The organism is Streptomyces rimosus subsp. rimosus, assembly GCF_000720725.1.
GTDB classification, from domain to species: Bacteria; Actinomycetota; Actinomycetes; order Streptomycetales; family Streptomycetaceae; genus Streptomyces; species Streptomyces rimosus_A.
In genome coordinates, this window is the sequence record NZ_JOCQ01000069.1 from 1 (window position 1) to 24,677 (window position 24,677).

Consider the following 24,677-nt stretch of genomic DNA (forward strand, 5'->3'; position numbering starts at 1 on the left):
CCCCCGCACTCCACCCCACCACCCCGCCCCCGCCGCAAGCGCCACGCCCTGCTCGCCGCCGGGGGCGCCGCCATGTCGGCCGCCGCGGTCGTGGTGGTCATCGTGCTGGCGCAGGGCGCGGATTCCGGTGGGACGGCCGGTGCCGGTACGGGGGCCGGGCGTTCGGCCACGGCCGGGGCGAGCACCACGGCGACGAGCGGCGGCCCGGCGGCCTCGGCCGGGCCCCGCCGTACGGAGAACGGTTTCAGCTGGATCCCGCCCGCGGGCTGGAACCGTACCGAGGAGTCGTCCAGCCACGTCACGTACAGCACGAAGGACGGCTCCACGCTCGTCTCCGCGCGCCAGGACCCGTCCTCCGGCGGCGACCTGCTGACCGTCTGGCAGCAGTACGAGGCACAGCAGCACGACGTGCCGGGCTACCGCAGGACGCGGCTGGAGCGCGCCACCTTCCAGGGCCACCCCGCCGTCGTGTGGGACTTCGCCTACCTCAGGGACGGCAAACCGGCGCACGGGCGGCAGCTCGGCTTCCGTACCGGGTACCGGACCTACCAGGTCAACCTCTGGTATCTGGACTCCGCCGAGGCCGCCGCCCTGCGCGCCTACGACCGGGTCAAGGAGTCCTTCCGCACGTCCTCCTGACCCGCCGGGCCGCCGTCGCCGCCGTCCGCGGCGGTCCCGGCCCGGCGCCGGCGGTCCAGCACCAGCCCCACGGCCAGCACGACCACGGCCGCGACCACCGACAGCACCATCTGCTTGCGCCCGTCGGGGCTGTAGAACATGTAGCCGACGACGAACAGGATCAGCGCGATCGTCGCGTAGGTCAGGTACGGGTACAGCCACATCCGTACGGTCAGCCGCTCCGGCATGTCCCGCTCGATGACCTTGCGCATCCGCAGCTGCGAGAAGCAGATGACCAGCCAGACGAAGAGCGCCACCGCGCCGGAGGAGTTCAGCAGGAACTCGAAGACGGTGTCCTTCGAGGTGTAGCTGAAGATCGTCGCGACGAAGCCGAAGGCGACCGAGGCCCAGATGGCGGTCGCCGGGACGCCGCCCTTGTTCACCCGCGCGAAGGACTTCGGCGCGTCGCCGCGCTCACCGAGCGAGAACGCCATCCGGGACGCCGTGTAGAGGCCGGAGTTCAGGCAGGACAGCACGGCGGTGAGCACCACGACGTCCATGACGGTGCCGGCCGCCGGGATGTCCAGCGACTTCAGCACGGCCACGTACGGGCTCTTGTCGAGCGCCGGGTCGTCCCACGGCAGCAGCGTCACGATCACCGTGATCGAGCCGATGTAGAAGAGCGCGATCCGCCAGATGACGCTGTTGACGGCCTTGCGGACGGCCTGCACCGGGTTGGGCGACTCGCTCGCCGCCAGCGTGACGATCTCGCTGCCCATGAAGGAGAAGACCACCAGCAGCATGCCGGAGAGGATCGCGCCGGGCCCGTTGGGCAGGAATCCGCCGTGGCCGGTCAGGTTCGCCATGCCCACCGCGTGGTCGCCGGGCGGCAGCCCGAAGATCGCCAGCGCGCCGACCACGATGAACACCACGATCGCCACGACCTTGATGCCGGCGAACCAGAACTCGAACTCGCCGAACGAGCCCACCGAGATCAGGTTGGTGCCGGTCAGCACGACCATCACCAGCAGCGCCCACGCCCACTGCGGGACGGCGGGGACCCAGCCGGTGAGGATCGAGGCGGCGGCGGTCGCCTCGACGGCCAGCACGACCGACCAGAAGAACCAGTACAGCCAGCCGATGGTGAAGCCCGCCCAGCGGCCCAGCGCCCGGTCCGCGTAGGCGGAGAACGAGCCGGAGGTGGGGGAGGCGGCGGCCATCTCGCCCAGCATCCGCATCACCAGGACGACCAGCAGGCCGGTGAGCGCGTACGAGAGCAGGATGCCGGGTCCGGCGGCCGCGATGCCGGCGCCGGAGCCCACGAACAGGCCCGCGCCGATCACGCCGCCGATGGCGATCATCGACAAGTGGCGGTTCTTGAGACCTGCTTGCAGACCGCCGGGGGACTGGCCTTCGCCGGGGCCGCCGCCGGGATTCCCGGCCGCCCGGCCCGCGTTCATGGTCGGCGGTTGCGCGCCCATGTGCACCGTCCTTCTGTGGTTCTCGGTGTCGAGTCCCCGCATTAGAACTGCGTTAACGGCCGTTTTGGAAGATCTGAATCCGGATCGTTGCCTGGATCTCATTTCCGCATGTCATCGCGTGTACATGGCACGTATGGGCGGTCGGGAACCCCGGCGGCGCCTACCCCGGGCCTGATCGGCCACACACTCGTGCAACACTCGGCACATGCGCGTGTATCTCGGCTCCGACCATGCCGGTTATGAACTGAAGAACCACCTCGTCGAGTGGCTCAAGGCCCACGGCCACGAGCCCGTGGACTGCGGCCCGCACATCTACGACGCCGTGGACGACTACCCGCCCTTCTGCCTGCGCGCCGCCGAGCGGACCGCGGGTGACCCGGACAGCCTGGGCGTCGTCATCGGCGGCTCCGGCAACGGTGAGCAGATCGCCGCCAACAAGGTCAAGGGCGTACGGGCGATCCTGGCCTGGAGCGAGGAGACCGCCAAGCTGGGCCGCGAGCACAACAACGCCAACGTGATCTCGGTCGGCGGCCGGATGCACACCCAGGACGAGGCCACGAAGTTCATCGAGGCGTTCCTGGCCACGCCGTACTCGAACGAGGAGCGGCACACCCGCCGCATCGACATGCTCTCCCGCTACGAGAGCACCGGCGAGCTGCCGGACATCCCGGCCCACCACCCGCAGCAGGGCTGAGCCCGCTCATCCGTACCGCCCGCGCCGCCACCGGCGCGGGCGGACGCCGTACGTACCCCGTGGACCCACCCCGTCCCACCCGCCGAGGAGGCACCGGCCCATGCCCGAGGGGCACACGATCCACCGCCTCGCGCTGGACCACCGTGCGCGCTTCGAGGGCGCGCCGGTCCGGGCGAGCAGCCCCCAGGGCAAGTTCTCCGACAGCGCGGCGCTCGTCGACGGCCGGGTCCTGACCACCGCCGAGGCGCACGGCAAGCACCTCTTCCTCGGCTTCCTCGACTCCGGGCCCGCCGGCTGGATCCACATCCACCTCGGCCTCTTCGGCAAGCTGAACTTCGGCGACGCCCCCGCGCCGCCGCCCACCGACACCGTACGGCTGCGGCTGGCCAACGACACGGCCTACGCGGACCTGCGCGGGCCCACCGCCTGCGCGCTCCTCACCGACGCCGAGAAGCAGGCGATACACGACCGGCTCGGCCCCGACCCGCTGCGTCCCGGGGACGACGGCGAGCGGGCCTGGGCGCGGATCTCGCGCAGCCGTACGTCGGTCGCGGCGCTGCTGATGGACCAGAAGGTGATCGCGGGCGTCGGCAACGTCTACCGCGCCGAAGTGCTCTTCCGGCACAACATCGACCCGTACCGCGCCGGACGTGATCTGCTCCGGTCCGAATGGGACGCGATCTGGGCGGATCTGGTCGCCCTGATGCGTGAAGGCGTCCGGCACAATCGCATCGACACCGTACGCGCGGAACACCTCCCCGAGGCCATGGGCCGTCCGCCACGCGTCGACGACCACGGCGGCGAGGTCTACGTCTATCGCCGTGCCCGCCAGGAGTGCCACATCTGCCGCTCCGAGATCCGCACCGCGTCCCTGGCCAACCGCAACCTCTTCTGGTGCCCTGGCTGCCAGCCGAAGTAATGCCCCGGCCGGGCGGCCGGGGCACCCCGCGCCGTCCTCAGAATCCGTGCGGCAGCCACGGCTTCACATGCCAGCCGAAGGCCACCGACGCCTCGCGCAGCGCGCCGGGCCGCAGCTCCCGCACCCGGCCGGCCGCCGCCAGCGCGCTCAGCGAGAAGCCGCCCAGGTAGGCGGAGCCCAGTTCCCGTACGGACAGGGACAGATCGGCCGGGTCCTCGGTCCGCTCGCAGGAGGCGCCCTTCGGGCCGCCGGTGAGCCGCCACCGCCCCTCGTTCCAGGGGCAGAAGGCATCGGCCACCTCCAGGACCACGTCCAGCGGCGCCGCGTACGTCCGCGCCGCGAGCGCCCTGCCGACCTCCACCAGCCGTACGAACAGCGACTCGCGCACCCTGACCTGGCAGCGCCGGATGTCGTCCACCAAATGCAGCAGCGGATCATCGGCCGGCCGGTTGCGCACCGTCACCCGGGACGTCAGGTCGATGCCGAACAGATAGCGCCACAGCGCCGCGTAGACGACCGGGTCCAGCGCCTCCACGTCGCGCAGGACCACCGTGCCGTCCGGGCCGCCACCGTCCCAGCCCGCCTTGACCGCGTAGCGCGCGTATCCGCGCACCTCGCCGTCCACCTCGGCCAGCACGCACAGCACCGGCCCGGCGCCGTCCCGGTCCGCCTCCGGGTCCAGGAGCGGCAGCCGCTCCCAGCCGGGCTGCCGGGCGAGCATGCCGGGACGGCCGGTGACCAGCTGCTCGTAGACCTTCTCGCAGTCCGTCAGCGCGGTCTCCGGATCGGCCAGCCGCAGCCGTACGGCGTCGGCGCCGGGTGGCGCGGACACGGACAGCCGGAGCGTGTCGAGCGTCATGCCCACCGCCTCGGACGCGGTGCCGTAGCCGAACCGGCCGTAGATGGCCGGTTCGGAGGCGGTCAGCACGGCCAGCGGCTCGCGCCGGTCCCGTATGTCCGCGAGCTGGTGGCGCATCATCTCGCGCAGGATGCCGCGCCGCCGGTGCGTCGGCTGCACGCTGACCATCGTCACGCCGGCCGCCGGGACGACGGCGCCGCCGGGCAGCGCCAGCCGGAAGGTGAACGCCCCCGCCGTGCCGACGACATCGCTCCCGTCCCGGACGGCCAGGCTGCGCTCGGGATCCCCGAGACTCCGCCACAGGGCGCGCTCCTCCGGGGCCTCCGGAGTGCCGCCGAACACCTGCTCCAGCGATGCGTACCAGCCGTCCCACTCGTCCGGGCGCAGCTGCCGTAACTCTGTCGTCATGGGCCATGGGTAGCAGGACGCCTTCCGGCCGCGCGACCGTTTTTCGAACGCCGTTTCCGGGCGATTGCGCCGGGCGGCGCGCCGCGAATCGACGCGCCGCCGAACGGGTGGATAAGGTCCCAGAACAATGGCGAGCAGCTCGGGAGCGGAGTCCCTGACGGCCCGGTGGCGCAAGGCGTTCCACCGGGCCCGCATCAGCGTGCGCAAGGCCGGGGTCGACTACTTCCGCGGCGACGGCTCGGACTGGATCGCCCTGGCCGCCCTCCTGATCGCCGTCCCCGCCATCGCCTGCGGCACCGTCTGGCGGCCCGACTGGATCTCGCCCACCGCGCTGGTCCTGCCGGTCATCGCGGGCGGCCTGCTGCTGCGTCCGGCCAATCTGCTCGCCCTGTACGGCACGTCCGCCGCCGCCCTGATCGTCGAGGCGTCGCTGCTCGGCCCGTACGACCAGGGCCGCGACCGGATCACCCCGGGCACCGTCCTGGTGGTCGCCGCGGTCGGCCTGTCCGGGCTGCTGATCGCGCAGTTCCGCAGCCGGGTCGGCGTGCCGTGGCGGCGCGGCGGGACGATGCTCTTCGACCTGCGCGAACGCATCCGCGTCCAGAGCAAGCTGCCCAAGCTGCCGGCCGGCTGGCACCACGAGATGGCGCTGCGGCCGGCCGGCGGGCAGTCCTTCTCCGGCGACTTCGTCGTCGCCTCCCGCACGCACGGCGGCAACATCCTCGAAGTCGTGCTGACCGACGTGTCCGGCAAGGGCATGGACGCGGCCTCCCGCGCGCTGCTGCTGTCCGGCGCCTTCGGCGGCCTGCTCGGCTCGCTGCCGCCGCACGGCTTCCTGCCCGCCGCCAACGGCTACCTGCTGCGCCAGGACTGGGACGAGGGCTTCGCCACCTCCATCCACCTGGTGCTGGACCTGGAGTCCGGCGACTACGAGCTGCTGTCCGCCGGGCACCTGCCCGCCCTCCAGCTCAGCGCGGGCACCGGCCGCTGGGAGGAGAAGGCGGCGGAGGGGCCGCTGCTCGGGGTGTACGACGGGGCGCAGTTCGATCCCGTCAAAGGCACGCTGCGCCCCGGCGACGTGCTGATGCTCTTCACGGACGGCCTGGTCGAGGCCGCCGACCGGGACATCGCCGAGGGCATCGACCGGCTGACCGGCGAGGCCGACCGCTATGTGGCCTGCGGCTTCACGGGCGCCGCCTGGCATCTGATCGAGGCGGTGGCCAAGGACGTGAACGACGACCGCGCGTTGCTGCTGATCTGCCGCGACTGAACCGTACGGTGGCTGTCATGGCCGACACCCGCACCTTCCGCCACGTCACCTACATCGCCGGCACGCCGGAGAAGGTCTGGCACGCCCTGACCGATGCGGACGCGACCGCCGTCTACTGGGGGCACAGCAACCTCTCCGACTGGCAGGCGGGATCCCGCTGGGAGCACCGGCGCACCGACGGGTCGGGCGTCGCGGACGTCGAGGGCACGGTGCTGGAGAGCGTGCCGCCCACGCGCCTGGCGGTCACGTGGGCGGACCCGGGGGCGGACGCCGGCGGCGCCTCCACCGTGACCTTCGGCATCGAGCCGTACGGCGAGATCGTCCGGCTGACCCTGACGCACGAGGGCCTGGCCGACGAGGCCGAGCGGGACGCGGCGGCCCAGGGCTGGTTTGCGGTGCTCGCCAACCTCAAGACGCTCCTGGAGACCGGCCGTCCGCTGCCGTGCGAGCCGTGGGCGATGCCGTGAGCGCCGGGCCCGCCCGGCTGCGGTGAGCGTCAGCCGCGACCGGCGGCCGAGGGCGCCGGCTCCGTACCGCCGGTCTGCGGCGCGTCCGGCTCCCGGCCCCCGCCGCCCGGCAGGACCCGCGCCAGCCACGCCGACCGGCCGGCCGCCAGCGGCCCGAGCACGGCCAGGATCAGCACGTACCCGGCGATGAACGGCGCCAGCCGCTCGTCCAGCCCGGCGCCCGCCGCCATCGTCGCCAGGATCAGCGCGAACTCGCCGCGGGCGAGCAGGGCGGTCGCGATGTTCGCGGCCGGGCGCGGCCCGAAGCCGTAGATCCGGGCCGCGACCAGCCCGGCGACCACGTTCATCAGTAGCGTCAGCGCCACCGCGATCAGCACCGGCCACACCACCGACGGCAGGTCGCCGGGGTCGATGGACAGGCCGAACGCGAAGAAGAAGATCGCGCCGAAGGCGTCCCGCAGCGGGTGCACCAGCTCCATGATCCGTTTGCCGGAGCCGGTGCTGCCGAGCATCAGACCGACCATGAACGCGCCGATCGCGTCCGCCACGCCGAACCACTCCGAGACGCCCGCCACGAAGACGGCGGCGCCGAGGAAGGAGATGACCAGCAGCTCGTTGTCCTTGGTGGCGATCAGCTTGCCGATCACCGTCGTACCCCAGCGGGCGACCACGGCCAGGAGCAGCAGGAAGCCGAACGCCTTGCCCGCGTCGAGCGCTGCCGAGGCCATCGAGTCGGCGCCGGAGATCACCGGCTGGAGGGCGGCCAGGTACAGGGCGAGGAAGATGTCCTCGACCACGATGATGCCGAGGATCGGCTTGGTCTCGGGGTTGCCGAGGCGGCCGGTGTCCATCAGGACCTTGGTGACGATCGCCGACGAGGAGATGCCGAGCACACCGGCCAGCACCAGCGCCTCGGAGGTGCCCCAGCCGACCAGGAAGCCGAAGAGGAGTCCGGCGCCGACGTTCAGCGCCAGGTAGGCGGCCCCGGCGACGGCCATCTTCCGGCCGCCCTCTTTGAGGTCGTCCAGATGGAATTCGAGGCCGAGGTAGAAGAGCAGCAGCACCAGACCCAGCAGCGAGAGCATTTCCAGCTCGTGCGGGTCGTCGACCAGGGAGATGCCGGGGGTGTGCGGGCCGAGCAGTATCCCGGCCAGGATGAACAGGGGGATCGTGGGGAGCCCGATGCGGCTGCCCAGGCGGGCGAGGACGGCGGCGGCCAGGAAGGCCCCGCCCATCGCGAGGAGGGTGTCTGCGTGTCCGATGGCTCCTCCAGAGGTTCGGCCGGACGATGTTCGGTCAAGGGGGAGTCAAGAAAGCGTTAGTAGTTAGTTTACCAAACGACTTTTCCGGCCGGAACGCCCGACTCCGCCGCACGCTTCGCCGGGCTGCCGCCCACTCCTCCACCGACCCGCCTCCGGACCTTCCCGGGCCTCCCGTCGAGAGCCCTGCCTGGGGTTTTCCCCACCCCGGAGCCACCGGCAGCCGTCATGGCCCAGGTTCACCCCGGCTCCGTACGGTCGAGGGGTGGACCGGACGTACGAGACGGGGGACGACACGATGGGCCCGAGGGGCGAGGAACACCGGTACGGACCGGGGCGGGACGGCGGCGCCTGCGCCGTGGAGCTGCGCGGGGTCCGGCGGCAGTACGGCCGCGGCGCGGGCGCCGTGCACGCGCTGCGCGGCATCGACCTCGCCCTGCCGCGCGGCACCTTCACCGCCGTGATGGGGCCCTCCGGCTCCGGCAAGTCCACGTTCCTGCAGTGCGCCGCGGGCCTGGACCGGCCGACCGGCGGCACGGTCCACGTGGCCGGTACGGACATCACCCGCATGCGGGAGGGCCGGCTCACCGCCCTGCGCCGCGAACGCCTCGGCTTCGTCTTCCAGGCGTTCAACCTGCTGCCGTCGCTGACCGTCGAGCAGAACGTCGCCCTGCCGATGCGGCTCGCCGGGCAGCGCGCCGACCGGCGGCGGACGGCCGAGGCGCTGGCCCGGGTGGGCCTGGGGGAGCACGCCGGGCGCCGCCCCGGTCAGCTCTCCGGCGGCCAGCAGCAGCGCGTTGCCATCGCCCGCGCCCTGGTCACCGGCCCCGACGTGGTCTTCGCCGACGAGCCGACCGGCGCGCTCGACGCCGCCACCGCCGCCGAAGTCCTCGCCCTGCTGCGGCACGCCGTCGACGCGCTCGGCACCACCGTCGTCATGGTCACCCACGACCCGGTGGCCGCCTCCTGGGCCGACCGGGTCCTCTTCCTCGCCGACGGCGCGCTCACCGGCAGTCTGGAGCGGCCCTCGGCCGACGAGGTCGCGGCCCGGATGGCGGCCCTCGCGGGACACGCCCGGCGGTCGGCGGCCTGATCCGAGCGGCCGGCGTTCAGCGCCCGGCGGCCTGATCCGCGCGCTCGGCGTTCAGCGCCCGGCCGGTTCCCTGCGGAACGCCCACGCCATCCTGGGTTCCACCACGCAGCGCAGGGCCCGGCGGACCGGCGGGGTGCACAGCGCGGTCACCGCGGCCGCCGCCGTCAGGCTGACCGCGATCTCGCCGGGCGGCGAGTGCAGCCACGGGTGGTCGTCGAACCAGCCCGCGAAGCGTGTGCCCTTGGTCAGGAAGCCGTGCAGCAGGTAGCCGTAGAGGGTGCCGGCGCCCAGCACCGTGAACCACGTACGGCGGTCCGGCACCCAGGCGAGGAAGCAGGCGACGAGCACCAGCGAGCAGCCGAACATCGCGAGCGTCATCACCACCCCCGCCCACCAGGGCGCCCCCAACTCCTGCGCGCTCTCCCGGTGGTAGAACCACGTCGCTGTCATCCGCGGCACCGCCCAGTAGGCGAGCGTCAGGGCGCATACGAAGACCGGCACGGCCGCGATCCGCGCCTCCCGCCGCCGCAGCAGCGCGAAGTGCTCCGGCCGCAGATTCAGTCCCAGCACGAAGAACGGCAGGAACTGGAGCAGCCGTTGCATGTCCAGGTCGCTGCCGATCTCCGGGGACACCGAGGCCAGTACGGCCACGGCCAGCGCCAGCGGGACCGGCCACCGCACGATCCGCCACAGGGGAGTGGTCAGCCGCCACACGAACAGTGCCGCCAGGAACCAGGTGAGGTACCAGGGGTCCAGGAGACTGACCGGCATATCGGGATCGTGGGCCGCCCGGCGTGCGAACAGGGTGTAGGCGGTCTCGAAGACGACGTACGGCACCACGACGCCGGTGACCAGCCGTTGCAGCCGGTCCGGCCGCAGGTCGAAACTGCGCGAGAAATAGCCCGAGATGACGATGAACGCGGGCATATGGAAGGTGTACACGGTCAGGTAGAGCGCGCCGGCGGCGCGGCTCTGCCCGGTCAGCGGTTCCCAGGAATGGCCCATGGCGACCAGCACGATCGCCAGGTACTTCGCGTTGTCGAAAAAGGCGTCCCGGCCGCCACCGCCGCCGGTCCGCACGGTCCCCGCGGCGACCGCCGGGCCCCGGTCCGGAGCCCGTGCGGTCGGCGGAAGCACACGTCGTGAGGTCGGTGCGGCGGAAAACATCTGCCGCACCCTAGTGGCGGCCGGTGAATGCGTAAAACCCTCGCCGCTGAATGTGTATTACGGGCGGCGCGGCGGGGAATTCCCCGCCGGGAAGCGTTCGGGATTACGTCGCGGTGGCGCTTCCGGGTCTTTTGCGGAGCGCCGGTGAATAACTGTCTCCGTACGCCTCGTCCGGCCATGGAAGGGCATATGCCCCACGGTGGACCCGGGGGGTGATGTCCGCTTCGCTGCCGGTATGTCGGTGACGGATGGCGGCCGTTGGGCGTGTCCGCGTCAGGCGAATTCACGTACGCACAAAGGGGATCCGGGCGGTGTGCGGACCTTCGGCCGGGGGCGCGAAAGGATCCGGCCGTTGGCCGGAAAGCGGTCGGTGGGGCCAAATTCCGTGCGGGCGCGGGCCGTCCGGCCGGGTGCCGGTGCCCGGTCGTCCCGTGTACGGGCAAAGCCTTGGCCGATGATTCGCCACCCGCCTCCACTGGGCAAGGACTTGGTGGCACGATGGTGCCGAGCGGGGGTGTGCGCGGCTGCATGCTTCCGGGGCCGGCCAGGCGTTCCGACCGAGGGTGTGATCAGTTGTGGCTCTTTCGCTGTCCGTCGTGCTGTTGTTGGGCATCATCATGGTCGTGTTGATACGCGGCAAATCGCTCAAGGCGGGTCCGGCGCTGGTCGCCATCCTCTTCGGCTTCTTCCTCGCCTCCACGGGCATCGCGCCGTCCATCAACCGGTTCCTGAACTCGGTGGCCGAGACGATCAACAACATCAGCTTCTAGCGCATCCGGGCCCCTACCGCGCCCGCAGGGGCCCGGCCGGCACGTCAGCGGTCGTCGCGTCCGCTCCGCGCGACCGCCTCCCGTACGGCCTCCTCGCTGCGCCCCACCAGTGCCGTGCCGTCGTCCGCCGTGATGATCGGCCGCTGGATCAGCCGCGGATGGCCGGCCAGCGCCTCGATCCACCGCTCGCGGTCGGCGTCCGTACGCCCCCAGTCGCCGATCCCCAGCTCCTTCGCCTCGGCCTCCTGCGTGCGCGTGATGTCCCACGGCTCCAGCCCCAGCCGTCCCAGCACCTCCCGCAACTCGGCGGCGGTCGGCGGCTGTTCGAGGTAGCGGCGCACCGTGTACTGCGCCCCCTCCCCGTCGAGCAGATCGACGGCGGAACGGCACTTGGAACACGCGGGATTGAGCCAGATCTCCATGGGGGCAGCCTAGCCAGGTGCCCTGGCGGCGGGCACCTACCGCTTCGCGGCCCGGTACCGCTTCAGCAGGGCCGTGATTTTCGCGGGATCGGCTCCGCCGTTCAGCTCCGCGACCAGATCGTCCGGGCACAGCTCGTAGAGGTCGCCCCACCAGCGCCGGCCCCGGTTGTCCCGGATCCGGTAGCCGCCGGGCACGCCCCGCGCGACGTAGCGCCTCCTGGCCATGCCTGCCCCCCCGCAAACACTCAGGGCCAGGTCGGGGAAACACCCTCTGACCTGGCCCTGAACGGTATGGAGCGGGCGACGGGAATCGAACCCGCGTAGCCAGTTTGGAAGACTGGGGCTCTACCATTGAGCTACGCCCGCATGCGCCGCCGGTCGGGTGACCGTGGCACGCGATGCATCGTAGCGGGTCACCCGGGTCCGTCGCACACTCCGCCCCGTTCCGCCCGGCGCGCGCCGGGCCGCCGGCCCGTGTCCGGGGCGTGCGCCCGTGGTATCCGGCAGCCGCGCCGTCCGCGGCCATGTACCCTACGTGTCGCACCGACGGGGTGTGGCGCAGCTTGGTAGCGCGTCCGCTTTGGGAGCGGAAGGTCGTCGGTTCGAATCCGGCCACCCCGACCAGCAGGTTCTTCTCGTTCGGCCGTACGGCGTCCCGGCCCGTTTCTCCTGGCCGGGCCCGCGGCTTTCTCCTGGCCGGGCCCGCGGCGCGACGGCGCCGCGCGCGCCCGGGCCGCCCGGCCGCCCCGGCCCCGCCCCGGCAGGCCCGTAAGCGGCCCGTCAAGATCACATTGCGGCTGCCAACCCGCTTGCGGTTACTATGCAAGCTGCGTGCCCGTGTGTCTTTCTCCCGGGCGCGATCCGCAGGGCGCCTGGACCCCGGGCGCCGGCAGATCTCAAGCAGAACCCCAGAAGTCAGCCCCAAGGAGACCGAACCGTGAAGAGCGCCGTGGAGACCCTGAACCCGACCCGGGTTCGGCTCACTGTCGAGGTGCCCTTCGAGGAGCTCAAGCCCAGCCTCGACGCGGCGTACAAGAAGATCAACCAGCAGGTCACGGTGAAGGGCTTCCGCCAGGGCAAGGTCCCGGCCCGCGTCATCGACCAGCGGTTCGGTCGCGGCGCCGTGCTGGAGGAGGCCGTCAACGACGCGCTCCCGAAGTTCTACACCGAAGCGGTCAACGAGGGTGAGCTGAACGTCCTCGGCCAGCCCGAGGTCGACATCACCGAGCTGAAGGACGGCGAGCTGCTGGCCTTCACCGCCGAGGTCGACATCCGCCCGGCCCTGGAGATCCCGGACTACTCCGGCATCGAGGTCGAGGTCGACTCCGTCGAGGTGTCGGACGAGGACATCGACAAGTCCGTCGAGCAGCTGCGCGAGCGCTTCGCCTCCACCTCTCCGGTCGAGCGCGCCGCCGAGGACGGCGACGTGCTCACCGTCGACCTGGAGGCCAAGGTCGACGGCGAGGTCCTGGAGGACGGCGTCGCCCAGGGCGTCAGCTACACCATCGGCTCCGGCGAGCTGCTGGACGGCATCGACGAGGCCGTCAAGGGCCTGAAGGCCGGCGAGTCCGGCACCTTCACCTCCGAGCTGAAGGGCGGCTCGGCCGCCGGCAAGGAGGCCGAGGTCAAGGTCGACGTCACCGCCGTGGCCGCCCGTGAGCTGCCCGCGCTGGACGACGACTTCGCCCAGCTGGCGAGCGAGTTCGACACGCTGGAGGAGCTGCGCGCCGACAGCGCCAAGCGCCTCGCCCAGATGAAGAAGTACGACCAGGCCACCCAGGCGCAGGAGAAGGTCCTCGACGAGCTGCTGAAGCTGGTCGAGGTCCCGATGCCGGAGAAGCTGCTCGCGGACGAGATCGAGACCCGCAAGCACAACCTGGTCAACCACCAGCTCGCCCAGATGGGCCTCGACCTCGCGAAGTACCTGGAGATCCAGGGCAAGACCGAGGAGGAGTTCGACGCCGAGACCAAGGAGCAGGCGGAGAAGGGCATCAAGACCCAGTTCATCCTGGACGAGCTGGTCAACAAGGAGAAGCTGAACGTCAGCCAGGAGGAGCTCACCGAGCACCTCATGCGCCGCGCGCAGTCCTCCGGCATGTCCCCCGACCAGTTCGCGCAGGCCGTCGTCGAGGGCGGCCAGGTGCCGATGCTCGTCGGCGAGGTCGCCCGCGGCAAGGCCCTCGCGGTCGTCGTCGAGGCCGCCACGGTCAAGGACACCAACGGTGAGGTCGTCGACCTGGACGACGAGGACGAGACGGCCGAGACCGTCGAGGCCTCCGAGGCCGAGGGCACCGACGCCGAGGCGGAGAAGGCCGGGAAGACCGAGGGCTGAGCCCCGGCCTTCCCGGTGGCACGGGCGGCCCCGGCCGCCCCGTGACGCCAGTCGTATGTACGGGCCCGAACACGCCACGCCCGCGTGTTCGGGCCCGTACGGCATCAGGGCCCCGGAAGGGCCCTCGACGGCCCCGTAACGGCCCTCTGACGCCGGTGAGCCTGCGCTCACAGCGAACAGTTGACAATGCGGGATGGCGCCCGCCGACCAGCGCGTTAGGGTCCGTAGATACGAGGGCAGGGGAGTACCCGAAACCGCGCCGGCGGAGCACGCCGCGCCCTCCCCACGCCCCCAGAAGACGACGCTGAGACGGCCCTGGGCCGTCCGACAACGAGCAGGTGGACACGTGACGATCCCGATGCCTTCCGCCGCCGCTGAGCCGACCTTCGGTGGCCTCGGCGACCAGGTCTACAACCGGCTGCTCGGCGAGCGGATCATCTTCCTCGGCCAGCCGGTCGACGACGACATCGCCAACAAGATCACCGCGCAGCTGCTGCTCCTCGCCGCTGACCCGGACAAGGACATCTTCCTTTACATCAACAGCCCGGGCGGCTCGATCTCGGCCGGCATGGCGATCTACGACACCATGCAGTACATCAAGAACGACGTGGTCACCATCGCCATGGGCCTCGCCGCCTCGATGGGCCAGTTCCTGCTGAGCGCCGGCACCCCGGGCAAGCGCTTCGCGCTGCCCAACGCCGAGATCCTCATCCACCAGCCCTCCGCGGGCCTGGCGGGCTCCGCGTCGGACATCAAGATCCACGCCGAGCGGCTGCTGCACACCAAGAAGCGCATGGCCGAGCTCACCGCCCAGCACACCGGCCAGACCGTCGAGCAGATCACCCGCGACTCCGACCGGGACCGCTGGTTCGACCCGCAGGAGGCCAAGGCGTACGGCCTCATCGACGACGTCATGACCACCGCGGCGGGCGTTCCGGGCGGGGGCGGCACCGGGGCCTGAGCGCCCCGATACGCACCCGGCAGCCGACCCAGCCTCTTCTGACCGCCACCAGGACGGTGAACCTCCAGATGAACAACTTCCCCGGCCGTAGCCTCTACGAGCGCCACGACGCCCCGCAGGCCGAGTTCCAGGGCATGCCCGCCGAGTCCCGCTACATCGTCCCGCGCTTCGTCGAGCGCACCTCGCAGGGCGTGCGCGAGTACGACCCGTACGCGAAGCTCTTCGAGGAGCGCGTGATCTTCCTCGGCGTGCAGATCGACGACGCGTCCGCCAACGACGTCATGGCGCAGCTGCTGTGCCTGGAGTCGATGGACCCGGACCGGGACATCTCGATCTACATCAACTCGCCCGGCGGCTCCTTCACGGCGCTGACCGCGATCTACGACACGATGCAGTTCGTCAAGCCGGACATCCAGACCGTCTGCATGGGCCAGGCGGCGTCCGCCGCGGCCGTGCTGCTCGCCGCCGGCACCCCCGGCAAGCGGATGGCGCTGCCCAACGCCCGCGTGCTGATCCACCAGCCGTACAGCGAGACCGGCCGCGGTCAGGTCTCCGACCTGGAGATCGCCGCCAACGAGATCCTGCGCATGCGTACGCAGCTGGAGGAGATGCTCGCCAAGCACTCCACCACGCCGATCGAGAAGATCCGCGACGACATCGAGCGCGACAAGATTCTGACCGCCGAGGAGTCCCTGGCGTACGGTCTGGTCGACCAGATCGTCTCGACCCGTAAGACGGCCGCCTCGGTCTGATCGCGTCCCATCGCGAAGTGAGCCGGAGAGAACGCCCCCTTGGACCGGGTTGACCGAGTCGGTCCAAGGGGGGCCCGTACGGGGGGCCCGGCAAGGTACCGTCGATAGGCAAGCACCCGGGTCCGCGGAGCAATGCGGATCCCAGGCGAAGGGGAAGCACCTCGTGGCACGCATCGGTGACGGCGGCGACCTGCTCAAGTGCTCGTTCTGCGGGAAGAGTCAGAAGCAGGTGAAGAAGCTCATCGCGGGTCCTGGTGTGTACATCTGCGACGAGTGCATCGACCTCTGCAACGAGATCATCGAGGAGGAGCTCGCCGAGACCTCCGAGGTCCGCTGGGAGGAACTGCCCAAGCCCCGGGAGATCTACGAGTTCCTGGAGAGCTACGTCGTAGGCCAGGAGCCCGCCAAGAAGGCGCTCTCGGTCGCCGTCTACAACCACTACAAGCGGGTCCAGGCGGGCGAGAACGGTGGCGCGCGCGGCGGTGACGACGGCATCGAGCTCGGCAAGTCCAACATCCTGCTGCTCGGCCCCACCGGCTCCGGCAAGACGCTGCTCGCGCAGACGCTCGCCCGGATGCTCAACGTCCCGTTCGCCTTCGCCGACGCCACGGCGCTGACGGAGGCCGGCTATGTGGGCGAGGACGTCGAGAACATCCTCCTCAAGCTGATCCAGGCCGCGGACTTCGACATCAAGAAGGCCGAGACCGGCATCATCTACATCGACGAGATCGACAAGGTCGCCCGCAAGAGCGAAAACCCGTCGATCACCCGTGACGTCTCCGGCGAGGGCGTCCAGCAGGCCCTGCTGAAGATCCTGGAGGGCACCACCGCCTCGGTGCCGCCGCAGGGCGGCCGCAAGCACCCGCACCAGGAATTCATCCAGATCGACACGACGAACGTGCTGTTCATCGTGGGCGGCGCGTTCGCCGGCCTGGAGAAGATCATCGAGGCCCGGTCCGGCGCCAAGGGCATCGGCTTCGGCGCCAACATCCGCTCCAAGCGCGAGGTCGAGGCCAAGGACCAGCTCCAGGACGTGATGCCGGAGGACCTGGTGAAGTTCGGGATGATCCCGGAGTTCATCGGCCGGCTGCCGGTGCTGACCTCGGTGCACAACCTCGACCGCGAGGCACTGCTGCAGATCCTCCTGGAGCCGCGCAACGCGCTCGTCAAGCAGTACCAGCGCCTGTTCGAACTCGACGGCGTGGAGCTGGACTTCGACCGCCCGGCCCTGGAGGCCATCGCCGACCAGGCGATCCTGCGCGGCACCGGCGCGCGCGGCCTGCGCGCCATCATGGAGGAGGTCCTCCAGTCGGTGATGTACGAGGTCCCGTCCCGCAAGGACGTGGCCCGCGTCGTGATCACCGAAGAGGTCGTCCACTCGAACGTGAACCCGACCCTGGTGCCGCGCAACCGCGGCGGCGAGTCCGGCGAGCACCACGAGAAGAGCGCGTAGCGCGCCGTCCGTTCCCCCCGCACGGACGGCGAGGGCCGCCCCACGACCACTGGTCGCGAGGCGGCCCTTTCGCTTGCCGGTTACCGCGGGGCGCGGGTCTCGCCGCGCACCACGGCGGTGGTGTCCGCGTACTGCGACAGGTTGATGTCGGAGGCGGAGCGCAGCGAGCCGTTCATGTAGAGCAGCACCGCGGCGGTCGAGCCGTCGGCCCAGCCGCACACCGGCGCGTAGCCGAACGACGCGTTCCGCACGACCTCACAGTCGATCTTGATCGTGCCGCCGGCCTTGCCGGGCCGGAACGTCTCGCGCTGCCGGACGACCGTGGTGCTCGCGTCGGACACGCCGCTGAACATGTTGTCCACGACACGGTCCGGGTCGGAGATGGTGCCGTAGCCGCCGGAGATCATCAGACCGGTGGTCCGGCTGTCGCGGGTGCCCCGGTAGCGGGCGATCTCCTGCGTCACACCGGCGGGCGGCGAGCCCAGCTTCAGGCCGTCACGCTGCAGGGCCGCCTTGTCCTTCTCCAGGGTGTACGCGCCGCCGTCGACCGTACGGGGCGTCGTCAGCCGCATCCGCTGCCCGGTGTCCTCCGCGGCCGGTGACTCCTCGGACGAGCGGTCCGCGTCCGAGCTGGTGGTAGGCGCGGCGGAGCTGTTGCCGTTGGCCTGGGCCCGGCTGCCGTTGTCGTTGCCCGAGGTGAGGACGACGGCCCCGCCGATGATGGCGCCGACGAGCACGACGCCGGCGGCCACCCCGGCGATGATCTTTCCGGTGTTGTTGCCGCCGGGGCCCTGGGGCGGGCCGGGCGGTCCCGGAGGCGGGAACTGTGGCTGCTGCGGGGGCCCGTATCCGTACGGTCCGGGCTGCTGCGGCGGCGGTCCCGGCGGCGGTGCCTGGGGCGGTCCCTGGGGCGGTCCGAAGCCCCCGCCCTGCGGCTGCCCGCTGCTTCCGTACGGCCCCTGCGGCGGCTGTCCACTGCTGCCGTACGGGCCCGGCGGCGGCTGGTTGAAGCTCATGCGTGGTCCTCCCCTGGGGCCGGTGGTCCGGAGCGGCGTGGTGGCTACTTCTCGTGGCGGACGGCGTCGCGGATCTCGCGGGTTTTTTCGGAGAGCTGCTGGGCGGAGAAGGCGGGGCCGGTGGCGTTCATCGGCGCTTCCATCCCGCTGTTCATGACCACGGCCATCGCACTGGAGTCACCCCAGACGCAGTACGTCATCGTGGCGGTCGCGGTAACGCCGAGGTTCGACATGGTGTTCTTGATCGCCTTGCACTTCATGACCGAGCCGTCGAAACCGTCGGGGGAGAACTCCGTCACCGGGGTCACCGTCTCCAACTTGGCGCCCGATTTACTTGCCTTATCCAAGTTCTTGTCAAGCTGGGCGACCATCTTGTTCACCGCGCTCTTGGGATCGGCGACCTTGCCGTAGACACCCGTGACGGCCAGCGACTGCTTCTTGTCGTTCGCGTAGCTGCCATGGACACCGGTGCCCTCGGTGATCCCCATGGCCTTGGTCTCCTTGTCGTTGGCCAGGCTTTCCTTCTTGTCCTCCTTGCCCGGCACCTTCTTGAACGTCCCGCCGAGCAGATCGGCCGGCAGGGCGATCGTGTACGGCTTCACATCCCCACCCGGCCCGAACGCGTAATACGCCCCCACACCGATACCCGCCACGGCCGCCACCGCCAGGATGCTCAGGCCGATCTTCAGGCCCTTGCCCTTGCCGCCGTTCTGGGGCGGCTGCTGACCGTAGGGGACCTGCTGGCCGTACGGGGGCTGCTGCGGCGGCTGGCCGTACGGGGCCTGGGGCTGCTGCGGGTAGCCGTACGGCTGCTGCGGGGGAACCTGACCGCCCTGCTGCGGATAGCCGTAACCGGGCTGCCCGACCGGCTGCGGCACGGGCTGGCCGTACGGTCCGGGCTGCTGGGGCGGCTGGCCGTACGGGCCGGGAGGCGGCTGGTTGAAGCTCATGGAGCGGGTTCCCCTCGTGACAACTGACGGCGACCGATGACGCCCGTCACAGTTGATGTCTCTGCGTTTCCAACATCCTGTACGACGCCACTGTCAGCGGGTGCTCCGGGGGCCAAACCGATTCGAGACTGCGACATCCACGCCCGTACACTGAGCGTCGTGACCGAGAACACTCAGCAGAGCCCCCGAAACGGTGGGCCGAACAGCATCCCCGCACAACTGCCGACCCAGTACGCGCCGGCCGAGGTAGAGGGGCCGCTGTACGAGCGCTGGGTAGAGCGGGGTTACTTCGAGGCGGAGGCCACGAGCGAGAAGCCGCCGTACACGATCGTCATCCCCCCGCCGAACGTCACCGGCAGCCTGCACCTCGGGCACGCCTTCCAGCACACGCTGATGGACGCCCTGACCCGCCGCAAGCGCATGCAGGGCTACGAATCCCTGTGGCTGCCCGGCATGGACCACGCGGGCATCGCCACCCAGAACAAGGTCGAGCAGCAGCTCGCCGAGGAGGGCAAGTCCCGCCACGACCTGGGGCGCGAGGAGTTCGTCGAGCGCGTCTGGAAGTGGAAGCAGGAGTACGGCGGCAAGATCCTCGGCCAGATGCGCCGCCTCGGCGACGGCGTCGACTGGTCGCGTGAGCGCTTCACGATGGACGAGGGCCTGTCCAAGGCCGTCCAGACGATCTTCAAGCGGCTCTACGACGACGAGCTGATCTACCGCGCCGAGCGCATCATCAACTGGTGCCCGCGCTGTCTGACCGCGATCTCGGACATCGAGGTCGAGTACCAGGACGACGACGGCGAGCTGGTCTCGATCACCTACGGTGAGGGCGAGGACACCCTCGTCGTGGCCACCACCCGCGCCGAGACGATGCTCGGCGACACGGCGGTGGCCGTCCACCCGGACGACGAGCGCTACGCCCATCTGATCGGCAAGCGGATCAAGCTGCCGCTCACCGACCGGACGATCCCCGTCGTCGCCGACACCCACGTCGACCCGGAGTTCGGCACCGGTGCGGTCAAGGTCACCCCGGCCCACGACCCCAACGACTTCGCCATCGGCCAGCGGCACGACCTGGAGTCGATGACCGTCATGGACGAGCGCGGTGTCATCACCGTGCACGGTCCCTTCGAGGGGCTGGACCGCTTCGAGGCGCGTTCGGCGATCGTGGCGGCGCTGCGCGAGCAGGGCCGGATCGTCGCCGAGAAGCGCCCGTACGTCCACTCCGTGGGCCACTGCTCGCGCTGCAAGACCACCGTCGAGCCCCGCCTGTCCATGCAGTGGTGGGTCAAGGTCGGCCCGCTCGCCCAGGCCGCCGGTGACGCGGTCCGCGACGGCCGGGTCAAGATCCACCCCGAGGACATGTCGAAGCGCTACTTCGACTGGGTCGACAACATGCACGACTGGTGCATCTCGCGCCAGCTGTGGTGGGGCCACCGCATCCCGGTCTGGTACGGCCCCGACGGCGAGATCGTCTGCGTCGGGCCCGACGAGGAGCCGCCCGGCACCGAGGCCGAGGGCTGGACCCAGGAGTCCGACGTCCTGGACACCTGGTTCTCTTCCGGGCTGTGGCCCTTCTCGACGCTGGGCTGGCCGGAGAAGACCCCCGACCTGGCGAAGTTCTACCCGACCGATGTCCTGCTCACCGGCCACGACATCATCTTCTTCTGGGTCGCCCGGATGATGATGTTCGGTCTGTACGCGATGGACGGCCGGGCGCCGTTCCACACCATCGCGCTGACCGGCCTGGTCCGTGACGAGCACGGCAAGAAGATGTCCAAGTCCAACCCCAACTCGGTGGACCCGCTGGACTGGATGGACGCCTACGGAGCGGACGCCGTCCGCTTCACGCTGGCCCGTGGCGCCAACCCGGGCGCGGACGTGCCGATCGGCGAGGACTGGGTCCAGGCCTCCCGCAACTTCGCCAACAAGATCTGGAACGCCACCCGCTTCGCGCTGATGAACGGCGCCACGCTGGAGGGCGAGCTGCCGCCGGCGGAAGAGCTCTCGGCGACCGACCGCTGGATCCTGTCCCGGCTGAACACGGTCGTCGCGCAGGTCGACGCGTACTACGACGACTACCAGTTCGCGAAGCTGTCGGACGCGCTGTACCACTTCGCCTGGGACGAGGTCTTCGACTGGTACGTCGAGCTGTCCAAGACCACCTTCATGGCGGGCGGCCCGGCCGCCGACGCCTCGCGCCGCGTCCTCGGCGAGGTCCTGGACGTCACGCTGCGGCTGCTGCACCCGATCGTGCCGTTCGTCACGGAGACGCTGTGGACGACGCTGACCGGCCGTGAGTCGCTGGTGATCGCCGAGTGGCCGGCCGACTCCGGCTTCCGCGACGCGGCCGCCGAGCGGGAGATCGAGACCGTTCAGCAGGTCGTCACCGAGGTCCGCCGCTTCCGTTCCGACCAGGGCCTTCAGCCGGGCCAGAAGGTCCCGGCCCGGCTGGACCTGGCCGGTACGCAGCTCGCCGCGCACGAGGCCGCGATGCGCTCGCTGCTGCGCCTCCAGCCGGCCGGCGAGGAGTTCACCGCCACCGCGTCGCTGCCGGTCGCGGGCGCGACCGTGGCGCTGGACCTGTCGGGCGCCATCGACGTCGAGGCTGAGCGCAAGCGGCTGTCGAAGGACCTGGCCGCCGCCGAGAAGGAGAAGGCCCAGGCCAACGCGAAGCTGGGCAACGAGGCGTTCCTGGGCAAGGCCCCGGAGCACGTCGTCGCCAAGATCCGCACGCGGCTGGAGACGGCCGAGGCCGACATCGAGCGCATCAGCGCGCAGCTGGCGGCCCTGCCCAAGGCGTAGCGCCCGGCGCCGGGAACGGCCCCGGCGCGTGCGTCTCCACAGGCCCCTCGTCCGTACCACGGGCGGGGGGCCTGCGCCGTCCCTTGCCGCGCCGGTCGCCGCGTTCGCGTACCGGCCACAGCAGGACGTACGCCGTCGATACGGCCACGAACGCCAGGCGGATGAAGCCGCGCGCCGAGTCGTCGGGCACCGCGAAGACACTGCCGTACAGGATCAGCAGCGCCAGCCAGCTCCACCAGGGCACCAGCCGGCGCTGCCCGATGACGTCCCACAGCAGCGTGCCGAGCAGGACGGACGCGGTGTAGTACGTGTAGACGCTGGGGTCCAGGACGATACGGGCGTTGGCGCCCAGCAGGACCACCGCGGCCCAGCGCCCCCGCCACACCGCCAGGCAGCCCAGCACCAGGCCCAGCGCGAACTGCGCGGGCCGGTCCCAGCCGGGCGTCTCCGGGTCGGCCACGCCCAGCCAGCGCAGCGCGGACGCCGGATGGTTGGGGATGGCGAACTTGGCCGCCGAGAACGAATTCATGTCGCCGACGAAGAACGGCAGCCAGGCCACCGCGACCAGACCCGCCATCCACAGCCCCGCGCGCAGCCACTTCTCCTTCGGGAGCGCGAGGAGCAGCGGTACGAAGGCCAGCGCGGTCGGTTTGGAGTCCATCGCCAGGGCCAGGAAGACGCCGGTCAGCGCGGCGTTGCCGCGGGTCACCGACCGTACGGCCAGCGCGGTGAAGAACAGCGCGAGCACGTCGTCCAGGTGCCCGAAGCGGACCGAGACCTCGATCCACATGGGGATGAACGCCAGCCCGGCTATCAGGACGCGCTGCCGCAGCCGCTGGTGGTTGGTGCCGGTGCCCAGGAAGTGCCAGGCGGCGCTGCGCCCGGCCAGCACCACGATCACCAGGCCGAGCAGCGACATCAGGGCCGCCGCCAGGAACTGTCCGGTGTGCTCGGGGAACGGGTTGAACAGGCCGGCCACCAGGAAGCTGATGGGGCCCATCTGGAGTTCCGGGTGGTGGGCGTAGAGGTTGAGGCCGCCGGTGCCGTCGCCGGCGGAGCCCTGGTAGATCAGCTCGCCACCGGTGCGCAGGTAGTGCCAGGAGAACCCCCCGTTCGGCTCGACCACGACGAACCACAGCACGGTCCACGCGGTGAGCAGCACGAGGTGCATCCGCTGACTGATGGCCGGCACGCGCACGCTTTTTCAGCTCCCGCCCTGCCCGGTGGGGACCGGCGGCCGTCCGCCACCGCCACCGGAGCTTTGATCTTCTTGTCGGTACAGGCTCACAGAGCCCGCCGGGGAAGACGACGGCAGGGGGGTGGTGCGTTGTCCGGGCCCGGCGATCAGAGGCGTGTGTCACGGTGGGGCGGCGGGCACCCGCGTTCTCATCGGTCTCTCATCCGGACGGTGGAGCATGGGGCCGCGAACGGGAGTTTCCGGCAAAAACGCACGATCCGGCCGCACGCCCCGGCCAGCGACGAGGAGCCGCGCCACCCATGAACAAGCCCCTGCGCCGCGTCTCGGTCTTCTGCATCCTGCTCATACTCGCGCTGCTGGCGTGGGTCACCTGGCTGCAGGGGGCCAAGGCATCCACGTTCTCGGACGATCCGCACAATCCACGCGTCTCCATAGCCAAGTACGCGAACCCGCTGGGCAACATCCTCGTCGACGGGCAGCCGGTGACCGGCTCCACCGCCACCGACGGCACCCTCAAGTACCAGCGCACGTACAAGAACGGCCCGCTCTACGCGCCCGTGACCGGCTTCAGCTCGCAGATCTTCGGCAGCAACCAGCTGGAGAACCTGTACGGGGACATCCTCGACGGCTCCGACAGCCGCCTGCAGAACCCGGGCGACGTGCTGACCCGCCAGCGCCCCAAGGGCGGCGACGTGGCCACCACCATCGACGCCAAGGTGCAGCAGGCCGGTTACGAAGCGCTCGGCGGCAAGACCGGCGCCGCGGTCGCGCTCGACCCGGCCACCGGCCGGATCCTCGGCATGGTCAGCACCCCGTCGTACGACCCGGGCAAGTTCGCCGGGTCCGGCAGCGGCGACCAGAAGGCTTGGAAGGACCTGTCCGGCAACAAGGACCACCCCGAGATCAACCGCGCGCTGCGCCAGCCGCTGCCGCCCGGCTCCACGTTCAAGCTGGTCGTCGCGGCGGCCGCGCTGGAGAACGGCCTCTACTCCTCCGTGGACGAGGCCACCGACAGCCCCGACCCGTACACGCTGCCCGGCACCCGTACGGTGCTGAAGAACGAGAGCGCCTCCGCCCCCTGCAAGAACGCCACCATCCGCACCGCGCTCCAGTACTCCTGCAACACCGTCTTCGCGAAGATGGCCGCCGACCTGGGCCAGGACAAGGTCCGCGCGCAGGCGGAGAAGTTCGGCTTCAACGACGGCAAGCTGGACACCCCCGTACGGGCGGGCAAGAGCCTGTACCCCAAGGGCATGGACAAGCCGCAGACCGCGCTGTCCGGCATCGGCCAGTTCGACGACACCGCGACGCCGCTCCAGATGGCCATGGTCTCCTCGGCCATCGCCAACGGCGGTGACCTCCAGACGCCGCAGATGGTGGACAAGCTCACCGACGGCGGCGGCAACACGCTCCAGGAGTACGAGCCGAAGAAGTACGGCAAGGCGGTCTCGCAGCGCACCGCCGAGCAGCTCCAGTCGTCGATGGAGACCGTCGTCAACGACGGCACCGGCTCCAACGCCAAGATCGACGGCCTGACGGTCGGCGGCAAGACGGGCACCGCCCAGCACGGCGTGGACAACGAGGGCACCCCGTACGCCTGGTTCGTCTCCTACGCCAAGGACGGCAAGGGCCACCAGGTCGCCGTCGCGGTCATGGTCGAGGACAGCGACGCGGCCCGCAGCGAGGTGTCGGGCGGCGGGCTGGCGGCGCCGGTGGCGAAGGCGATGATGAAGGCGGCGCTGTCGTAGCGGTCCCGGCCGCAGGCCGCCGCCCGCCGGTGTCG

21 protein-coding genes, 2 tRNA genes and 1 pseudogene are annotated in these 24,677 nt (G+C 70.8%); 14 read left to right on the forward strand and 10 right to left on the reverse strand.

Annotated features, from left to right (window positions below; genetic code table 11):
• A pseudogene (locus IH45_RS0129040) lies at positions 1–639 on the forward strand (hypothetical protein); the annotation flags it as partial.
• On the opposite strand, the gene IH45_RS0129045 reads toward IH45_RS0129040, so the two are convergent.
• Entirely contained in the window at positions 600–2,099 is a 1,500-nt protein-coding gene (locus tag IH45_RS0129045; protein ID WP_030674943.1) for an amino acid permease, read from the reverse strand. The pseudogene IH45_RS0129040 and the gene IH45_RS0129045 sit on opposite strands and share 40 nt — an antisense overlap.
• Before the next feature lie 205 nt (positions 2,100–2,304).
• Here IH45_RS0129045 and IH45_RS0129050 point away from each other — a divergent pair, with 205 nt between their 5' ends.
• The gene (locus IH45_RS0129050; RefSeq protein WP_030674946.1) at positions 2,305–2,793 is read left to right on the forward strand and encodes a ribose-5-phosphate isomerase; all 489 of its coding nucleotides are present in this window, start codon (positions 2,305–2,307) and stop codon (positions 2,791–2,793) included.
• 100 nt (positions 2,794–2,893) lie between these two features.
• Entirely contained in the window at positions 2,894–3,712 is an 819-nt protein-coding gene (locus tag IH45_RS0129055) for an Fpg/Nei family DNA glycosylase (protein ID WP_030674949.1), read from the forward strand.
• 37 nt (positions 3,713–3,749) lie between these two features.
• Here the strand turns inward: IH45_RS0129055 and IH45_RS0129060 are convergent, their stop codons facing one another.
• The gene (locus IH45_RS0129060) at positions 3,750–4,979 is read right to left on the reverse strand and encodes a GNAT family N-acetyltransferase (RefSeq protein ID WP_030674953.1); all 1,230 of its coding nucleotides are present in this window, start codon (positions 4,977–4,979) and stop codon (positions 3,750–3,752) included.
• Between the two features lie 127 nt (positions 4,980–5,106).
• Between IH45_RS0129060 and IH45_RS0129065 the strand changes: the two genes are divergently transcribed.
• Both IH45_RS0129065 and IH45_RS0129070 read left to right on the forward strand, forming a co-directional pair.
• Positions 5,107–6,249, forward strand: a complete 1,143-nt coding sequence (locus IH45_RS0129065; protein ID WP_030674956.1) for a PP2C family protein-serine/threonine phosphatase — start codon at positions 5,107–5,109, stop codon at positions 6,247–6,249.
• Positions 6,250–6,266: 17 nt separating this feature from the next.
• Positions 6,267–6,716, forward strand: a complete 450-nt coding sequence (locus tag IH45_RS0129070; RefSeq protein WP_032918646.1) for an SRPBCC family protein — start codon at positions 6,267–6,269, stop codon at positions 6,714–6,716.
• Between the two features lie 29 nt (positions 6,717–6,745).
• Here the strand turns inward: IH45_RS0129070 and IH45_RS0129075 are convergent, their stop codons facing one another.
• Entirely contained in the window at positions 6,746–7,951 is a 1,206-nt protein-coding gene (locus IH45_RS0129075) for a cation:proton antiporter (RefSeq protein WP_030674958.1), read from the reverse strand.
• Positions 7,952–8,273: 322 nt separating this feature from the next.
• On the opposite strand from IH45_RS0129075, the gene IH45_RS0129080 reads away from it, so the two are divergent.
• Entirely contained in the window at positions 8,274–9,068 is a 795-nt protein-coding gene (locus IH45_RS0129080; protein ID WP_030674960.1) for an ABC transporter ATP-binding protein, read from the forward strand.
• A 51-nt stretch (positions 9,069–9,119) separates the two neighbouring features.
• Here the strand turns inward: IH45_RS0129080 and IH45_RS0129085 are convergent, their stop codons facing one another.
• Positions 9,120–10,205 carry an acyltransferase family protein gene (locus tag IH45_RS0129085; protein WP_030674963.1) on the reverse strand — a complete coding sequence of 362 codons (1,086 nt, stop codon included), beginning with the start codon at positions 10,203–10,205 and terminating at the stop codon, positions 9,120–9,122.
• A gap of 605 nt (positions 10,206–10,810) precedes the next feature.
• On the opposite strand from IH45_RS0129085, the gene IH45_RS0129090 reads away from it, so the two are divergent.
• Positions 10,811–11,005, forward strand: a complete 195-nt coding sequence (locus IH45_RS0129090) for a hypothetical protein (protein WP_003983743.1) — start codon at positions 10,811–10,813, stop codon at positions 11,003–11,005.
• A gap of 44 nt (positions 11,006–11,049) precedes the next feature.
• On the opposite strand, the gene IH45_RS0129095 is transcribed toward IH45_RS0129090, so the two are convergent.
• The 3 genes from IH45_RS0129095 to IH45_RS0129105 form a co-directional block, all read right to left on the reverse strand.
• Positions 11,050–11,427, reverse strand: a complete 378-nt coding sequence (locus tag IH45_RS0129095; RefSeq protein WP_030674966.1) for an arsenate reductase family protein — start codon at positions 11,425–11,427, stop codon at positions 11,050–11,052.
• Between the two features lie 36 nt (positions 11,428–11,463).
• Positions 11,464–11,652 (reverse strand): hypothetical protein, encoded by a 189-nt coding sequence (locus IH45_RS0129100; RefSeq protein ID WP_030674970.1) that lies wholly within the window; start codon positions 11,650–11,652, stop codon positions 11,464–11,466.
• A 67-nt stretch (positions 11,653–11,719) separates the two neighbouring features.
• Positions 11,720–11,793 (reverse strand) — tRNA-Gly (locus tag IH45_RS0129105).
• Between the two features lie 181 nt (positions 11,794–11,974).
• On the opposite strand from IH45_RS0129105, the gene IH45_RS0129110 reads away from it, so the two are divergent.
• The 5 genes from IH45_RS0129110 (at position 11,975) to clpX (ending at position 16,925) form a co-directional block, all read left to right on the forward strand.
• Positions 11,975–12,051, forward strand: a tRNA-Pro gene (locus tag IH45_RS0129110).
• Between the two features lie 313 nt (positions 12,052–12,364).
• On the forward strand, positions 12,365–13,759 hold the full coding sequence (gene tig / locus IH45_RS0129115; RefSeq protein ID WP_030674973.1) for a trigger factor: 1,395 nt from the start codon (positions 12,365–12,367) through the stop codon (positions 13,757–13,759).
• 358 nt (positions 13,760–14,117) lie between these two features.
• On the forward strand, positions 14,118–14,720 hold the full coding sequence (locus IH45_RS0129120; protein ID WP_030643979.1) for an ATP-dependent Clp protease proteolytic subunit: 603 nt from the start codon (positions 14,118–14,120) through the stop codon (positions 14,718–14,720).
• Positions 14,721–14,788: 68 nt separating this feature from the next.
• The gene (locus IH45_RS0129125; RefSeq protein WP_003983739.1) at positions 14,789–15,472 is read left to right on the forward strand and encodes an ATP-dependent Clp protease proteolytic subunit; all 684 of its coding nucleotides are present in this window, start codon (positions 14,789–14,791) and stop codon (positions 15,470–15,472) included.
• Positions 15,473–15,635: 163 nt separating this feature from the next.
• Positions 15,636–16,925, forward strand: a complete 1,290-nt coding sequence (gene clpX, locus IH45_RS0129130; protein ID WP_030588820.1) for an ATP-dependent Clp protease ATP-binding subunit ClpX — start codon at positions 15,636–15,638, stop codon at positions 16,923–16,925.
• Between the two features lie 80 nt (positions 16,926–17,005).
• On the opposite strand, the gene IH45_RS0129135 is transcribed toward clpX, so the two are convergent.
• The gene (locus tag IH45_RS0129135; RefSeq protein WP_030674976.1) at positions 17,006–17,941 is read right to left on the reverse strand and encodes a hypothetical protein; all 936 of its coding nucleotides are present in this window, start codon (positions 17,939–17,941) and stop codon (positions 17,006–17,008) included.
• 44 nt (positions 17,942–17,985) lie between these two features.
• Positions 17,986–18,891: a hypothetical protein gene (locus IH45_RS0129140; protein WP_030674977.1), complete on the reverse strand. Its 906-nt coding sequence runs from the start codon at positions 18,889–18,891 to the stop codon at positions 17,986–17,988.
• A 159-nt stretch (positions 18,892–19,050) separates the two neighbouring features.
• Here IH45_RS0129140 and IH45_RS0129145 point away from each other — a divergent pair, with 159 nt between their 5' ends.
• The gene (locus IH45_RS0129145) at positions 19,051–21,696 is read left to right on the forward strand and encodes a valine--tRNA ligase (RefSeq protein WP_030674980.1); all 2,646 of its coding nucleotides are present in this window, start codon (positions 19,051–19,053) and stop codon (positions 21,694–21,696) included.
• Here IH45_RS0129145 and IH45_RS0129150 read toward each other — a convergent pair.
• A complete protein-coding gene (locus IH45_RS0129150; RefSeq protein WP_030674982.1) occupies positions 21,662–22,867 on the reverse strand; it encodes a hypothetical protein in 1,206 nt (401 codons plus the stop codon). The two genes, IH45_RS0129145 and IH45_RS0129150, sit on opposite strands and share 35 nt — an antisense overlap.
• 326 nt (positions 22,868–23,193) lie before the next feature.
• On the opposite strand from IH45_RS0129150, the gene IH45_RS0129155 reads away from it, so the two are divergent.
• Complete coding sequence (locus IH45_RS0129155) at positions 23,194–24,642, forward strand: peptidoglycan D,D-transpeptidase FtsI family protein (protein WP_030674986.1); 1,449 nt, start codon at positions 23,194–23,196, stop codon at positions 24,640–24,642.
• Positions 24,643–24,677 lie beyond the last annotated feature (35 nt).

Excerpts from the sequence above, each read along its gene's own strand:
- IH45_RS0129065 (WP_030674956.1), top strand. The coding sequence starts at position 5,107 with ATGGCGAGCAGCTCGGGAGCGGAGTCCCTGACGGCCCGGTGGCGCAAG.
- IH45_RS0129095 (WP_030674966.1), bottom strand. The coding sequence starts at position 11,427 with ATGGAGATCTGGCTCAATCCCGCGTGTTCCAAGTGCCGTTCCGCCGTC.
- IH45_RS0129155 (WP_030674986.1), top strand. The coding sequence starts at position 23,194 with ATGAACAAGCCCCTGCGCCGCGTCTCGGTCTTCTGCATCCTGCTCATA.
- IH45_RS0129080 (WP_030674960.1), top strand. The coding sequence starts at position 8,274 with ATGGGCCCGAGGGGCGAGGAACACCGGTACGGACCGGGGCGGGACGGC.
- IH45_RS0129120 (WP_030643979.1), top strand. The coding sequence starts at position 14,118 with ATGCCTTCCGCCGCCGCTGAGCCGACCTTCGGTGGCCTCGGCGACCAG.
- IH45_RS0129135 (WP_030674976.1), bottom strand. The coding sequence starts at position 17,941 with ATGAGCTTCAACCAGCCGCCGCCGGGCCCGTACGGCAGCAGTGGACAG.
- IH45_RS0129070 (WP_032918646.1), top strand. The coding sequence starts at position 6,267 with ATGGCCGACACCCGCACCTTCCGCCACGTCACCTACATCGCCGGCACG.
- IH45_RS0129125 (WP_003983739.1), top strand. The coding sequence starts at position 14,789 with ATGAACAACTTCCCCGGCCGTAGCCTCTACGAGCGCCACGACGCCCCG.
- IH45_RS0129045 (WP_030674943.1), bottom strand. The coding sequence starts at position 2,099 with ATGGGCGCGCAACCGCCGACCATGAACGCGGGCCGGGCGGCCGGGAAT.
- IH45_RS0129055 (WP_030674949.1), top strand. The coding sequence starts at position 2,894 with ATGCCCGAGGGGCACACGATCCACCGCCTCGCGCTGGACCACCGTGCG.
- IH45_RS0129050 (WP_030674946.1), top strand. The coding sequence starts at position 2,305 with ATGCGCGTGTATCTCGGCTCCGACCATGCCGGTTATGAACTGAAGAAC.
- IH45_RS0129060 (WP_030674953.1), bottom strand. The coding sequence starts at position 4,979 with ATGACGACAGAGTTACGGCAGCTGCGCCCGGACGAGTGGGACGGCTGG.
- IH45_RS0129140 (WP_030674977.1), bottom strand. The coding sequence starts at position 18,891 with ATGAGCTTCAACCAGCCGCCTCCCGGCCCGTACGGCCAGCCGCCCCAG.
- IH45_RS0129150 (WP_030674982.1), bottom strand. The coding sequence starts at position 22,867 with ATGCACCTCGTGCTGCTCACCGCGTGGACCGTGCTGTGGTTCGTCGTG.
- IH45_RS0129100 (WP_030674970.1), bottom strand. The coding sequence starts at position 11,652 with ATGGCCAGGAGGCGCTACGTCGCGCGGGGCGTGCCCGGCGGCTACCGG.
- IH45_RS0129075 (WP_030674958.1), bottom strand. The coding sequence starts at position 7,951 with ATGGGCGGGGCCTTCCTGGCCGCCGCCGTCCTCGCCCGCCTGGGCAGC.